The sequence below is a fragment of the Mesorhizobium sp. J18 genome, assembly GCF_007829525.1.
Taxonomy (GTDB): Bacteria; Pseudomonadota; Alphaproteobacteria; order Rhizobiales; family Rhizobiaceae; genus VLJP01.
The window spans coordinates 1-13629 of sequence record NZ_VLJP01000059.1 but is presented as its reverse complement, the minus strand read 5'-3'; the positions used below and the strand labels follow the sequence as shown (position 1 = coordinate 13629).

Below are 13629 nucleotides of genomic sequence, written 5' to 3'. Positions count from 1 at the left end.
GCACCCGACAGGATTCGAACCTGTGACCTTTGGCTTCGGAGGCCAACACTCTATCCAGCTGAGCTACGGGTGCATGCTCTATTTTGCCTAGCCCGAGCGACCAGTGAAGGTCAACGGTTTAGGCCGAAATCATCATCGCTTCGCCAACAGATCAAAGCCGCAACTCAACGTCCGCTACGCTATCCGCTTTCCCGCCACCATTTCCACCAAATTGCTTACGTGGTGCTTACGTGGAAAATTTCGCGGTCTCGGTGGCTTTTTGGCTTAGCCTTTAAACTCCTGTATTCACTTCACTTTTTTCATCGCCGGCTTACGCAAACACCCTTGACAGCAGCCTTCGGAGGGGCAATGTCATTTCTGATTTTCTCCTTCTTCTTCAGCTTGTTAGCGCGTTCCTTTTTGGCTGTCTGTACGCGCCCTGTACGAATAGCCCGGAGGACCTTGTTCTCAGCATCCTCCGCGTGTGCATAGGTTTTCAGTAATAGGCTGGCGTCCGCCCACCGGCCTACTGTGGCCACTGTTTTGACGTCTAAGCCTTGCCGAACAAGCATCTCCGTGCCAAAGCCGTGCCGGCCCGCCGCGTGGGGCATGATGGCCTCAATCTTTGCGTCCCTGCACACTCGCTTCCACGTGCGATAGACGCCATCTTTGCGTGTATAGCCGAAAAGGCGATCGCACAGTTCGCGGTTGCCGTCGTGACGCCTCGTGTACCGAGGTTTCAAAGCCGACAACTCTGCACATAATTTGCGGTCGAGCTTGACCGTTTGCGCATCATGTCCCTTCGCGGCCGGCAAACGGACGCAAGAGTTCGCGGTGTCCAAGTCCTCAAAACCAATCGAGATTGATTGCGAAATTCTTGCCCCGGTTTGGAACATAAAGAGGGCGAGAGCTGCCAAATGGGGTGGCGCGACGCGGCGGAACGCATTTAGCCACTCCCAACTGCCCGGCGTCTTCTTCAAGCGGCTCTGCTTGCCGCGCCGCCGATCCTGCCGAATGCGTTCGTTTTCGCTGTAGCTCTTGATCACAATGGCGGGGCCGAGGCCAAGCTCATGAGCGTGATTGATAACCGCGCGGATCGGCACGACAACATGCCTACGCCAACTGTCAGTCGAGGAATTCGGGTAGAGCTTGGAACCAAGCCCTTTGACTAATTTGGGCGTGATTTCGCTAATGTCCATGTCGCCAAGCTCGTCCAAAATGGGCAGCAAGTCCTTGGCCATTTCCGCGTTGGCTGGATAAAGGTTCACCGCCTCTGAAAAGGTGATCGTCCTCTTTTCGCCGCCGTAGTAGCGTTCCAGTTCGCGTCGCTGGAAGTCAGCTACGACCGCCCGAGCACCAGATTCTGTAGTTTTTTCCGTGCTTTGTCGGTAGTATTTGCTACCCGGTAGCTCTTCAATTCGCCCCTTAAACCAGAAGATTCGTCCTCGTTTGTAGATTTCAAGTGGCACAATTCTGCCTCAAGTCGCATAATATTTTCCACGTGTTCTGGTCCAAGGAGCATTGTCTTTCCGAGGACCATAAACTGCCCGTGCCGCCGGGCAGCGCTTCGGAGGGTGCGGGCCGAAAACTTTAATCCTCGGAATCGGCTCTCCAAAGCTAGACACCATTCTTCTGGCGTCCTGCAGTCTACAAGCGCTTCTTCTGCAAGCGGCAGCGTATGCTGGATCATAATATCCCTCTGTCTCCTTTCCTTGCAGTTTGATGCGCCTTAATACGACGTATGCGTTGATTTGTCCACATTAATATGTCATATGCTGCAAACGAGTTTCGCGCTGAGGAGGCCAACTAGATGAGAAAGCGGCGGAGACTGCCGGGGCAGGATAAGCTTTCAGGTGACCCGATGGACCTGCTGGTGGCTGAATACCAGCGAGAACAAGATGACGCCGCCCGTACCGTCCGCCTCAACCGATTCGATGTCGCTCGCGGTCTTCGCGATCTTCGGTTGCGCCTTGATCTTACCCAAGCGGAAATGGCAAAGGCGCTCGACATATCGAACAGAACATACGCAGCCTATGAACTCGGGCAGCGCGAAGTGCCGTCTGGGGTCCTTGCGACGATTTACGCGCGGTTCAATGTCAACCTGCATGTTCTTCTGACTGGCGAAGCGATTGTGCCGACGCCGCCTGAGAAAATGGCGTCCTGCGATTATGTATTTCAGGTTGCAGATGAGGTGGCTCAGCGGTTCCCAGACCTCGATCAGAGTGAGATCCAATCTATGACCCGCCAGTACCTAAAACACGCCGAGATCGGCGGAGCGATAGACGGTGGAGCGCTCCTCCAAATCTATGATCTGCTTTTTAGGCCAGATGACGAGTGAGGTTATGACACACTGGTATAGTGCCGACTTGCATCTCGACCACGAGAGAATCATTCCGTTGTGCAGGCGACCGTTCCGCAGCGGTGGCGAGATGAATTCAATGATATTGCAAAATTTTTGGGAGCGCGTCAGGCCGGAGGATGATCTGTGGGTGATTGGCGATTTCGCGTTCTGCGAAGATGCGGATCGGCTGCGCGATCTATTCGGTCAGCTACCCGGTGCGCGGCGGCATCTTGTAATTGGGAACCACGATGGGCCGACAACGCAAGCGCTCCCTTGGGATTCAGTTTCGCACATGACCGAGGTTGAAGACCCGTACGCTGATCACCCCGTTACCCTATGCCATTACCCGCTAATGACGTGGAACGGCGCGCGCAAGGGGGCCATCCATTTGTTCGGGCACGTTCACCTTGGCGCTATAGGGTGGCAGAATGCGCTCAATGTCGGAGTCGATATGTGCGATTTTCGCCCCATCACGATCCGCGAAGCGGCATCGCGAGCACGGGAATTGCCTCAGCACATGCATTGGAGCGAAGTCGAACACAATGGAACGTGAACGCGGAAGGATGGTCATGGCCATCAAACAGATCGCATTGGCAACCTTGCTGGGGGTTGGCTTTGGCGCTGCCGCACATACTCAAGAAGCGACGTTGCCGCTTAAACAAGGCATCTACGTAGATGTTGGCGTACGATGCGAAGACGTGAGCAACGCCAACTCCATCAGTTTCTGGGGAGACCGGCTGAATTCCGCGCATATCGTCGGACACATTGCCGAGGTATCTGAGCGTGCCGGCTCTCACTTAGTCACGCTCGATTTGGAAGGTGACGGCGGCATGGGCAGCAATTTGCGCGAACGCGTAGAGTGGACGGTAGCGGTTGCCGAGAGCCGAACCCTCACCATCGAGAATGACGCTGGAGAAGCTACCTATCGGTGGTGTGCTCCCTCCATGGATGACCTGATGCGGCAGGAGGCGCAAGCACGGCCTCCATTGCCGGAAGCACCGTTGGAACTGCCTGAGGACGCGCCGGAATTTATGGGACGTTGGGGATGGAAAGACGGCGTGCCGGAGAACTGTTCCCCCAACAATTTGACGACCTACAAGGCAAACGAGGTTGAAACCATGGAATCGCTCGCCGTCTATGACAGCGACAGCTATTCGGAGGTATCCCCCGGCCACTGGCGGATCGAGGCTCAAAGCGTCTACGAGAGCCGGCGGTTTCCTCTGACATACGATCTTTATGTGGAGGGCGACACGATGCGGGAGGTCATAACGGGCGAAGACGGTCGCCAACAAGAGGCCGAGTTTGTGAGGTGTGAGGGATGATGAGAGAAAAGCGTGGGTATGACCCGTTCAAGGTCCTGTGCAGATCGTGCAACACCATCGCGGTAAGTTGGCACGACAGTTGGCCCGGGACACCACCAGGAGGGGTGGAGAGAGGGTTTGACACGTGTCTTTGCGGTAATGTTGATGCCGAAGCGCTTCCCGTGCCCGGCACGGGAAGCGTGTTTGGTGGCAAGCACGGCGAGTTCCAGATTTTGACCTAGGGCGAATAGTTTAAGCTTCAGACTTTCGGAAGATAGCTCAGCGCGCAGGAGAGAAGTGCAGTAAGTGGCAACGATTAGAAGTCTCGTGCAGTGATTTCGTAGACACTCCAAACGTCAGGAATCGCCCCCCATCTGGCCATTCAAAGACCAGTTGCGGTCTCCCGAAAGCTGCCGCTCGATCAGTTTGCGAGAGTGCCAAGATGGGGCGACTACGGACAGGCAGCCCCCGAACTGACCACCGGCATCGGCGCCGACCGCGCCGATTTCATTCGGCAGCTTCGTTCCCGTTGGATTCAAGGTAACGTGCAATGACCTTCGAGCCCGGGATCTCTCGCGACAAAATGGTCAACTGATCGAAATCCATCCTTTCTAGAACCTCCGCGTTTCGTTCGAGTATCCCCTTTCCGTTGAGGTTATTGATAGCCCGAGCCACTGTTGCGAGGGGTTCATTTGAAAGGCCCGGCAGTGTTGGAACAAGCGCCGAGGCGAGCGAGCTCTTCTGATCGCTGTTGCGCGCCAACGAGACGATGTTATCAATCCCGCCGGTGATGATTCCAAGCGGCTTTGCTTCCGCTGGCCGCATTAGCGCAATCGGCACCATCTCAACAAAGAATGTGAGGCCGAGCTTCTCTCGCGTCGCCATCGCATAGGTGAGGACCCGTTCCCTCTGGACTTCGCTCAGGGTTTGATCCTTGAGCAACACCCTCAGGACTCCGTCCTCTTTCTCACCAAGCGATGACAGCCAGACCGTCAGTGCCCCATCGGGCCGGTCATCGATCTGCTTTGGTGGGGCGGCAAGGATTTCTTTCGTTATAGCCAGGCACCGCTGCTCATCTCCAATACTGGAGAGCGCTTCGACCACCGTTTGAATTTCCATTTCGTTTAGGTCGCCGGGCTGCTTCCCCGTAAGGAGCTTCTTTATGTCGGCGGGCGTCATCAGCGGGGCAATCTGTCTCACGCATCCAAGGACGGATGCTGGTGAATGTGGGGAACCGAGGACGTTGCAGGTAGTCGCAGCATCCGCTCCTACGCAGAACAGTATGTACTGTGGCTCCAGTCACGGAGACGAAGGCGATGGCTGGAATGCCGATGAAGGTGCACACACATCCCGGTGGAGTGTCCGCTTGCAGTCGAAGGGCAAGAGTTTGCCCTTCGACTGAGATGGGGGCGCACTGTAGTCGAAGGGTGCTGCGGCCACCCGAATGGCCGCTCTTCCGCCCCTTAGCTCCCGGAAGCGGTCAGGCAGGAATCCACCCCGAAATTGCCAATCCGCCTTCGCCCATTTCGGCCGTTGGGTCCCTCGGTTTGTCTGCTGAAAAGCGGACATTGCCTTTCTGGCACCGCGACAATTCGCACGGAAATCCTTGCCGCCCAAGTGTTCGACTGCTAGCCTCAGGCCATGATGATGTTTAAGTCCATATTCTTCCCGCTGATCTGACGACCCGACAGTCGTCATGGCACCTAGGTGCCTTTCAGATCACAACGGCCTGTCCCGCGTGGGCGGTCGTGGGGAGAATTATTAAATGTCGAAATCCTCTCATTCCGGTCTGAGCCAAGCTCAGATCGCACACTTCATTGAACATGGATATATCAAGCTAGAGGGTGCCTTCGGTGGTGACCTTGCTCGACAAGGGCGGGACCAGCTTTGGAGCGCCATGGGTCTTTCCCCTGACGCCCCGGAAACATGGAAACAGCCGGTTGTCCGGTTGGGCTTCATGACGGGCAAGCCTTTCGTTGACGCCGCCAACACCCCGCTTTTGCACAGGGCGTACGATGCCCTGGTCGGCGAGGGGCGATGGTTGAAACCCAACGGTCTCGGCATTTTCCCGGTCCGTTTCCCGTCGCCCAGCGATCCAGGCGATGCGGGGTGGCACGTCGATGCCAGCTTTGGCACCGACAATCCTGACTTCATGCAGTGGCGGGTGAACGTGAAAAGCAGCGGCCGCGCTCTGCTCATGCTATTCCTTTTCTCCGATGTCGGGGAATTGGATGCGCCGACCAAGATCAGGAAAGGGTCGCACCGCGCTATCGCCAAGCAGTTATTGCCAGCCGGAGAGGGTGGTCTCACGCTCGGAGAACTGGCCGTTGACGGCTTCGCTTCGACTGCGGACTGCGAAGAAGTGCTGGCGACAGGACAAGCTGGGACGGTTTATCTTTGCCACCCTTTCCTAGTTCACTCTGCACAACCGCATCGGGGAGCCAAGCCTCGTTTTATGGCCCAACCTCCGCTACTGCCGAAGGGTGAATTCGACCCGTCGCTACCACCGTCTGCGGTGCAGATAGCCATTCGCAGGGCCATTGGGATGAAACTCTAAACTTCAGGGGCCAGGACATAACCGTTCCTGGCCCACTTTCCTTCGGATTGTCCGCTAAGGCGGGGCCAATTTGCCAAAAGCCGACCGTCGCCTTCGGACCCCGAAGTTGCCAATCCGCCTTCGACCCCATCTCAGACGTTCAACTTTCGTGGACGGTCTCCCGAAAGCTGCCGCTCGTTCACCCTTCTGCCTCCGGCGCGCCTTCTCGCAGAAGGGCAACGTGGTGAACGGTTGCGTTCTGCGGAGTAGATACCCGTCGCCTCGCAGAATGCGATCTGCCTCAGCCCCCTTCGTGGGCAGCACGTCTTCGCAATCAAGCGGCAAGAAAAAGCTACTCCCCGCAATTCACAACTTCCCGTGACACTTGTGGAATTGCAGCCTGTTTATGCTTTGTTCCTCGTCGTGTGCTATGTACATTGCCCATGAACCGAGTCGGAGACTTTGGACCGATGAAGAAGCGTTACGAAGAGTGGTACAAGCTGACAGGTGAAACCAAGCCGAAGGCCGCAAACACCATATTGCCACCTATCCGCGTGCTTGACCTGCCCGGCTTTCAGGAAATCGAAGACAAACTTTGCATCTACACCCCGACCCGTGGCGCGCTGCCTCCAGAAATGGACGCCATGATCGATGACCTTTCGACAGCAACGTTCGGCATCACCGCAAACGACACTCTGTTCGAACTGCCTGAGAATTACAGCCGACTTCCTGAATGGTCCGACGAACGCATCGAAATCGAGGACCGCTACTACGACCACGAAGACCAGTACGAGACGGCCGAGGCCACCGATGATGAGGCGGTTGCGATCTTGCTGTTGCGTGGCTTTGACTTTCGCGATGCGCGGGGTCAGCCTCTCCGGTGCACTCTCCATTTCAGCGGTCAGGCCGAAGCCGCAGCGAAGGGCATTAAGGGAAGGATGCCGGACCGCGCGGCTGCTGGGCTGGAATCGTGGACCAAAAAGCTAGAGCAGGAAGCGAAGCTGCACTTGCAGAGGAAGCGTATCGGTTAGTCGCCACAGATGCTTATCCGTGATCTTCCCAGCATCAATGCCATCAAGATCGGCCGGTTCTATTATAAGTCGCGCGACATTGAAGAGACCATCACGATGTCGTGTCGGATGATGCTGTTCGAATCCAGCGATCGGACGGTTCCACTTGGTCGCGGCGGTTCCGCAACTTTGATCCGCTTCCGAGGTGTAGATTACGTGGTTGCTACCCGCCATCAGCTTGGCATCAAATGGGGTGCGCCGCTACCCCACGATATACTGAATACGATCCGCATTTCTACCGGTGAAGGCATTCTCTCCAACATCCCGTTGAAGCGGGTCGTGTTTGAGACCGCAAATCCCGATGAAGAGTTCCATGATCTGCTGCTGTTCGAAACGGCCGACGAGTGGGAGCACCAAGCCCGTGACCGTCCCTATTTCTTCGATCTAGCCCCGTTTTCGACCCGGCCGAGGGTGAAGTCGTTTCTCGTCGGCTATCCAGCGCTGGGCGTGGTGATGGACGAGTATCTAGCGGACTTCGTGCCAGAACAGCCGGGGACGATTCACATCAAGCGCGCTATCTGCGATTGTGATCTTGACCTGACGTTCGCCACTCACGTGCAGCACTATCGCCGTTACAAGTTCTCTCGCGAGCGGGATGTTGTGGACGGCTATAGCGGTGGCGCGGTGTTCTCTCTGGTGGGAGAGCTAGGCGACCATGAAGTGGTTCTCGACGGGATCGTTGTTCGTGCTGGTGCTGACTGCCTACACATCGTGGACGCGGATTACCTCATCGCAGCCTTCACGACGACGCTGGACCCCGCCTAGCCAGAACGGCCGTGTCAGGGTCGCTCCCACCGCGCGATGCCGCTTCCTCACGAGCTTCAGGCGGCAAAGAGGCTTCTGACCCTGCCCGGTGACGCGGACGACCTTGAGGTCAGCTTGCTCCTTGGAACAGCCCGAAAGCAGTCTGTCCGCATTCCACCCCGACCCAGCCGTTCCGTTTCGCCATTCGCCGGGAGAGGCTGATCCGGCAGCTTCCGCCCCCATTTCAGCCCCTGTTGAGCTATACCGGCTGCGCCAATACCTGCCGTTCGTGATCGATCGATTGTTTCTACGGTGCGTCTTTTGACACCAAGCAATTTGCGGAGGGCTGCTAAGGGAGACAGCCCCCATCAGTTAAGTTGTGTGAGCGGAAACCAGGAGCATCATGGGACGCTCCAGTTCTTCGGCGAGACCTGGGTTCTCACTGATCTGTGCCGTGGTAGGGGCGAACTCCTCAATCCTGTCTATCTGGAACCCCTGTCGAATAAGGGTGTTCAACGTGGTACCCATAGTCCGGTGGTATTTTAGAACGCCATCGACGAACCAGTTGGTGCGGCGTTCGCCTTCGATCGAGTAGCCATTGACTGGCCATATCTTGCGCCCTTGTTCATCCTCGATCCAGTCAGGCTGCGATGCGGCCATGAAAATCGGATGCTCAATGGTGAATACCAACGCGCCGCCGAGTGTTAGAGCCCGATGCATCATGCCGACGAGACGGTCAAAGTCCGCAACATAATGAAAAGCCAGGGCGCTATAGACGAGATCGAAGCTGTCCACTGGCAGTTCAAGCCTATCGAGATCGGCAATACGATAGTGGATCGCCTCGTCGTCTGTATCGGCCCGGGCGCGACCGATCATCTTCTCGGATAGATCGTACCCCATTACGGATGCGGCCCCTTGTTGCCGCATCCATCTGGACGCCCAGCCAAAACCACAGCCCAAATCAGCGACACGCTTCCCTTCCAAGGGCGGCAGCATAGCTTTGATAGCGTTCCATTCCGGAGCACCCTTGAGCCCGTGGACCTGCCTTGGGAGCTGGCTGTATCCAGCGAAGAATTTCGGATCATCGTATATGTTCTGTGCCATGTTCACATCCTGTAAAAAGACTGGACGAGGCACCAGCCAAGCCAAAAAACCTCGTCCGGAAGGGCGAGGGCCGGTATCGGCATGTCGCTTGATCAGGTCGCGCGCGCTACGCCCCGGCATCCCGCTAATGAGATGCCGGCCAAGCGGGTGACAATGGGGGTGTCCTCTTCGACCATATGTCGATGATCATTAGGAGACACGACCAAGTCAAGTACCGTCGCGCGGGGCCGCAGACGTGCCGGATTGATGTGCCCCGCTGCACTTAGCTAGTCCGCTTCGGCGGACCTACCGTAAAAAGCCACCCTTCCGCTTTCCCACCCCGACTGAGACATTCCCTTTGCGCTGCCACTGCACTTGTCTTCTGAGCGCTGTACTTCACTTGTGAAACTGACATTCGCGGAAGATCGCCGGCATTGAGCCCTGAATTGCGTTCACGGTCCCCCCGGACGAAGATCGGACGGATCAGATGGGGCCTTGTGGCGCATCAGCGGGGACTCGGGGGGAGCGGGTTCGGTTGGCATGGCAGACGGGTTCCGCTTGGTGTCTGTAGCCCATGCCTGATCAATCCGGGCGATCAGATCATTCGCAATCCTCGGAACCACGCGGCGGATTGTTTCGGTCACGCTCGCGTAGAGGTTCCGGGCCAGATCAAGAGCTGCGGACAGACGGACCCCTTCAAGGCGCAGGCGCTCAACCGACGCCCGTAGCTCGGCCTCCTCTGTCCGCAATGGCTCCATACGAGCTATAGAAGCTCGTATGGCGGCCTCGCGGGCTTGCGCTGCCTTTTCCCTCTCTAACGCCTGCTGTGCTCTTTCTTCGTATGCTTCGGCTGCTATCCGCGCGAATGCGGCTTGATCCTGAGCTACCTGCGTGGCGACCGAGATCTTTGCCAGATCGGATTTCGCCTTAGTCAGCTTCTTTCGTTCCTGCTGGACCTTGAATTCTTCGACTTCGAGCCGGTCAGGGTCACGTCCGACCTTTGGCTTGCCGCGCTCGACCCAATCTAAGCCGATGTTGTCGCGAAGATGCTCGAACCAGAGGTCCTGAAACGCCCGGCCCTGAAAGTATTTGGAATCGCAATCGACCATGACCGGATCGCCATTCTTGTCCGTGACCTTCTCGAACTCGCCGGTTTTTGGATTCTTCTTCACAGCCTGTCGCTGACCGAAGCGTTCCACTGCACGGGCCTTGCCGAACTTGGTCAGGCTGATCCATATAGTCGCGCCACGTTTGGTCGTCTTTTCGTACTTTGGCGCGAAGAAAACATCGACACCATGACGGCCTACCTCGTCCCGATCCAGCCGTGCCCAAAAAACCGCGTTGCCGCCGTGGGTCTTGTTCACGAACTTGACGGCCTCATCCAGCATCATCTGTTCGGATGCCGAGGTGACCGGCAAATCGGTGGGAAACTGGACGAATGCATGGCGACAGATTTTAGACGCGCCCTTGTTCACACGTGCCCCTTCCACGTGTGCGGCATAGGCTTGCGTCAAGCAGTTCTGCCGTAGCGGATTGTGGATCAGCGGCGGTATCGGATCACCTTTGGCATCCTTTCGGACGCTCCGACGATGCCCGCTCTGATCCAATCTCAATTCGTGGTTTTCCATCGCTTGAAGGTCACTAGCGGTCAGTGAATTGCCCCTGAACGACCCCGATTTTCCTTTGGCCATGTTGCCCTCATCGTCTCCCTTTCTAAAAGGGAGACCCGCTATCCGTTTTGGGTCCCACCTACGGTATCCCAAAACAGCGGGTGGGGGAATCCTTCCCCTCAACCCCTGCTCTCCCGCCCGTCCAGGGCTGACGCCTTGGGCGAGCCTGCGCGGCCCTGCGGGCCTTGCCGAGCCAGCGCCTAGCGCTGGCTGCAAAGGGGCCCCCTTTGAATCCCCCTACCATCATGCTCGCCGGGGTCAACGCCTACGGCGTCCTCCACTCCGTTTCGGCCTTCGGTGACTCCCGCCTCCGCGTGATGGACTTCTGATCCCGTCGGGACGAGGGGCGTCGCCCCTCGCTCCGCTCGGTAGTGTTCGTCCGCCTCCGGCGGGCCGAACAAGGGGCAGACGCATTCTGGTGCTATTCCCGCCTCGATGGCCTCCTGATTCGGAGTATCCCGATTACCCGTCACCTTTTGTGTCGGTTTTCGTGCCTCGCGGACATGCGCCCGCGCAGTGGCATCTGCGCGGGCGTTGCTCACCAATCTCACCAATAATAGTTGTGCGGTTTATGATGGTGCGGCCAGACGATACCGTCGCTATCGCTACCCTTGAGAACTGCCCGTTCGAGCATGTGGTTGCGCTTGCGATTCGGGCGGGTGTGGTACAGCTTGTCGTGCCAACGGGGATAGGCACATGTCCAGTTTCGGCGCTTTCGCTCAGGGACTGCCTTGCCGCCGCTCTTTCCATCGAGACGGTTCTCCCGCCCGTTGGCCGAGTAATAGCCAGCCGTCAGAGTCCGCGGCCGCTTGCGTTTATAATGGGCCATCGGCCCCTCCATGTTGGTTGTTACCTACATGGCGCTTCTCCTTTCCAGTGCAGACATGAACCCCCCGGACGATCATTCGGCACTAACAACGCATGATCGTCTGCCGGCTTGTGTTGAATTGCCTTGCCAGCGCCGACACGCTTTCGCCACGGCCTAGTGCATCACGGACCTCCGCCTTCTGCGCCTGACTCAGCACCGAAGGCCGGCCTAGCCGCTTGCCTTCCGCCTTCGCCCGCGTAAGGCCAGATTGCGTTCTTTCAACTAGCAAGTCTCGCTCAAATTGCGCAACTGCATTGAGGACGTGCATCGTCATCGTGCCGGCGGAACTGGTGAGATCAACACCGCCCAGCGCCAGACAGTGGACCCGCACACCGATCTCTCCTAGCCCCTTGACCGTATTGCTCACATCGATTGCATCGCGGCCAAGGCGGTCGAGCTTGGTCACGACAAGCACGTCGCTGGCCTCAAGTCGATCCAGCAGACGGGTGAAACCCGGTCGCCCTGCGATGGCGGTGCTGCCGGAAATGGTCTCTGTGATGACACGATGAGGTTCGACCTTGAAGCCCGCAGCCCCGATTTCGTGGAGTTGGTTTTCGATGGTCTGTCCGGTCGTGGAGACGCGGACATAGGCAAAGGTTCGTGCCATGAGGGTACCCCTGTCCGAATAAGATGCCCGAAACATACCCCCTGCCCAAAACCGAAGAAACCTAGTTTCCGGACACTTTATTTACCCCTGTCCGAAAACGGTCGTTTTCGGACAGTTTTTCGAGTATCCCAATTACCCGTCGCTTCCGCCCCTTGTTCGACGCGGCCCACAGGGCAAGGAGAACTATCGAGCCGGTGGCGAGGGGCAGACGCCCCTCGTCCCGAAGCGATCAGAAGGCCATCACGCGGAGGCGGGAGTCACCCCGTAGGGGCCGCAGCGTGCGGAGGACGGCGAAGCCGTTGACCCCGGCGAGCATGATGGCAGTCGATACACTTGCTCACGCCGCTCCGGTATGTTGGAGCATTTGACAACATGTGCGAGTGTTGTTATATACTCCAACATGAGAAGGGCCAAGGCTGATTTGTTGCATCGTGGGCGGCATGCCCTTTCGGAGACGGCCTTTGTCGAGATCGTCATCTGGCAAGTGCCTCAGCCTGTGCCCGGCAGCGTTCACAGCTTCAAATACAGACTGGCCTTGGTATCCGACGACATCTGCGTTCTGCGTTACGATAATGAGCGCGGCAAGGGCGACCACAAGCATGTGAATGAACGTGAGGTTCCGTATCGCTTTACCGATTTGGAGACCTTGCAAGCAGATTTCTGGAAGGATGTGGAGCGATGGAGCAAGAAGCTATGAGGACCGTTACTATCGGCGTTTCCTCAATAGAGGACGTCCGCCGCCGCACGGAGGCTGCATTTCGCGGAGAAAAGGCCGGCGAGTTCATTTCATTCGCATCGGTCGAATTGTTGTGGAAGGTCCTGACAGTAAAGCGTTGGGAAATTCTACAGGCCATGACCGGACAGGGCGAAATGACGATCCGCGAAGTGGCTCGCCGCGTCGGGAGAGACGTGAAGGCGGTTCATTCCGACATAGCGGCGTTACTCAAGGCCGGCATTCTCGACCGTACCGAAAGCGGACGCGTGGTCTTCCCCTACGATGCGGTCCATGTGGACTTCACGTTGATCAAGGCCGCTTGATCCTCGGAGGCTTGAAGCAATGACATTCGGTACGGCATTTTACCTGTTCGTTCTGCCAATGGCCATCGCGGCAGGGGGAGTGGTCGCTGCCTATTATGGCCGAGGCTGACCTAATGGTGCCGTCGATTTGAGAGGCGGCTGTGCTCGCGCTGTAGGCTCTTTTGAGGACTATATTGACCTTCTTTGAATTCATCGTCCCTGTTATCGCCTTGGCGGTCGCAGGCGCCGGCATATGGTTCCTGCGCCGCGAGGCTCATAACCTTGAGAACTAACGCAATGGCACGATCCAGAAGAAGGTCCCCATGATCAGCCCCACTTGAGTGGTCCATTTTAAAAGTTAGTGCATCGCCGGTCTTTGGTCCATCGGAAGGATGGTTTCCGGGGCTGGCGGG

The 13629-nt window shown here is 57.3% G+C and carries 15 protein-coding genes and 1 tRNA gene; 8 read left to right on the top strand and 8 right to left on the bottom strand.

Features of this window, described 5'->3' with window-relative positions; genetic code table 11:
* Together L598_RS18015 and L598_RS18010 are read right to left on the bottom strand one after the other, a co-directional pair.
* Positions 1-73, bottom strand: a tRNA-Arg gene (locus L598_RS18015).
* Positions 74-299: 226 nt separating this feature from the next.
* Positions 300-1448: a tyrosine-type recombinase/integrase gene (locus L598_RS18010; protein WP_144864843.1), complete on the bottom strand. Its 1149-nt coding sequence runs from the start codon at positions 1446-1448 to the stop codon at positions 300-302.
* A 341-nt stretch (positions 1449-1789) separates the two neighbouring features.
* Here L598_RS18010 and L598_RS18005 point away from each other — a divergent pair, with 341 nt between their 5' ends.
* The 3 genes from L598_RS18005 to L598_RS17995 are packed head-to-tail and all read left to right on the top strand — an operon-like array spanning position 1790 to position 3642.
* Positions 1790-2317 (top strand): helix-turn-helix transcriptional regulator, encoded by a 528-nt coding sequence (locus L598_RS18005; RefSeq protein WP_210245023.1) that lies wholly within the window; start codon positions 1790-1792, stop codon positions 2315-2317.
* A 4-nt stretch (positions 2318-2321) separates the two neighbouring features.
* Positions 2322-2873, top strand: a complete 552-nt coding sequence (locus L598_RS18000; protein WP_144864841.1) for a metallophosphoesterase — start codon at positions 2322-2324, stop codon at positions 2871-2873.
* Positions 2874-2889: 16 nt separating this feature from the next.
* Positions 2890-3642 carry a hypothetical protein gene (locus tag L598_RS17995; protein WP_144864839.1) on the top strand — a complete coding sequence of 251 codons (753 nt, stop codon included), beginning with the start codon at positions 2890-2892 and terminating at the stop codon, positions 3640-3642.
* Positions 3643-4128: 486 nt separating this feature from the next.
* On the opposite strand, the gene L598_RS17990 is transcribed toward L598_RS17995, so the two are convergent.
* A complete protein-coding gene (locus L598_RS17990; RefSeq protein ID WP_144864837.1) occupies positions 4129-4800 on the bottom strand; it encodes a hypothetical protein in 672 nt (223 codons plus the stop codon).
* A 586-nt stretch (positions 4801-5386) separates the two neighbouring features.
* Here L598_RS17990 and L598_RS17985 point away from each other — a divergent pair.
* From L598_RS17985 to L598_RS17975, 3 genes are all read left to right on the top strand, one after another.
* Positions 5387-6178 (top strand): phytanoyl-CoA dioxygenase family protein, encoded by a 792-nt coding sequence (locus L598_RS17985; RefSeq protein ID WP_144864835.1) that lies wholly within the window; start codon positions 5387-5389, stop codon positions 6176-6178.
* 449 nt (positions 6179-6627) lie between these two features.
* Positions 6628-7188 (top strand): hypothetical protein, encoded by a 561-nt coding sequence (locus tag L598_RS17980; RefSeq protein WP_144864833.1) that lies wholly within the window; start codon positions 6628-6630, stop codon positions 7186-7188.
* A 9-nt stretch (positions 7189-7197) separates the two neighbouring features.
* A complete protein-coding gene (locus L598_RS17975) occupies positions 7198-7992 on the top strand; it encodes a hypothetical protein (RefSeq protein ID WP_144864831.1) in 795 nt (264 codons plus the stop codon).
* A 351-nt stretch (positions 7993-8343) separates the two neighbouring features.
* Here L598_RS17975 and L598_RS17970 read toward each other — a convergent pair whose 3' ends face one another.
* The 4 genes from L598_RS17970 to L598_RS17955 all read right to left on the bottom strand — a co-directional run bounded on the left by L598_RS17970 (position 8344) and on the right by L598_RS17955 (position 12199).
* Entirely contained in the window at positions 8344-9075 is a 732-nt protein-coding gene (locus L598_RS17970) for a class I SAM-dependent methyltransferase (protein WP_144864830.1), read from the bottom strand.
* Between the two features lie 431 nt (positions 9076-9506).
* Positions 9507-10745, bottom strand: coding sequence for a hypothetical protein (locus L598_RS17965; RefSeq protein ID WP_144864828.1), 1239 nt, complete (start codon positions 10743-10745; stop codon positions 9507-9509).
* A 526-nt stretch (positions 10746-11271) separates the two neighbouring features.
* Entirely contained in the window at positions 11272-11553 is a 282-nt protein-coding gene (locus L598_RS17960) for a hypothetical protein (protein ID WP_144864827.1), read from the bottom strand.
* Between the two features lie 82 nt (positions 11554-11635).
* A complete protein-coding gene (locus L598_RS17955; protein WP_144864825.1) occupies positions 11636-12199 on the bottom strand; it encodes a recombinase family protein in 564 nt (187 codons plus the stop codon).
* 400 nt (positions 12200-12599) lie between these two features.
* Here L598_RS17955 and L598_RS17950 point away from each other — a divergent pair, with 400 nt between their 5' ends.
* Both L598_RS17950 and L598_RS17945 read left to right on the top strand, forming a co-directional pair.
* Entirely contained in the window at positions 12600-12896 is a 297-nt protein-coding gene (locus tag L598_RS17950) for a DUF6516 family protein (RefSeq protein WP_144864845.1), read from the top strand.
* Positions 12893-13237 carry a winged helix-turn-helix transcriptional regulator gene (locus L598_RS17945; RefSeq protein ID WP_144864823.1) on the top strand — a complete coding sequence of 115 codons (345 nt, stop codon included), beginning with the start codon at positions 12893-12895 and terminating at the stop codon, positions 13235-13237. The genes L598_RS17950 and L598_RS17945 overlap by 4 nt, the downstream gene beginning before the upstream one ends.
* Positions 13238-13347: 110 nt before the next feature.
* Here L598_RS17945 and L598_RS21655 read toward each other — a convergent pair.
* Positions 13348-13629: hypothetical protein (locus tag L598_RS21655; protein WP_210245022.1), on the bottom strand; the 282-nt coding region annotated here is incomplete at its 5' end.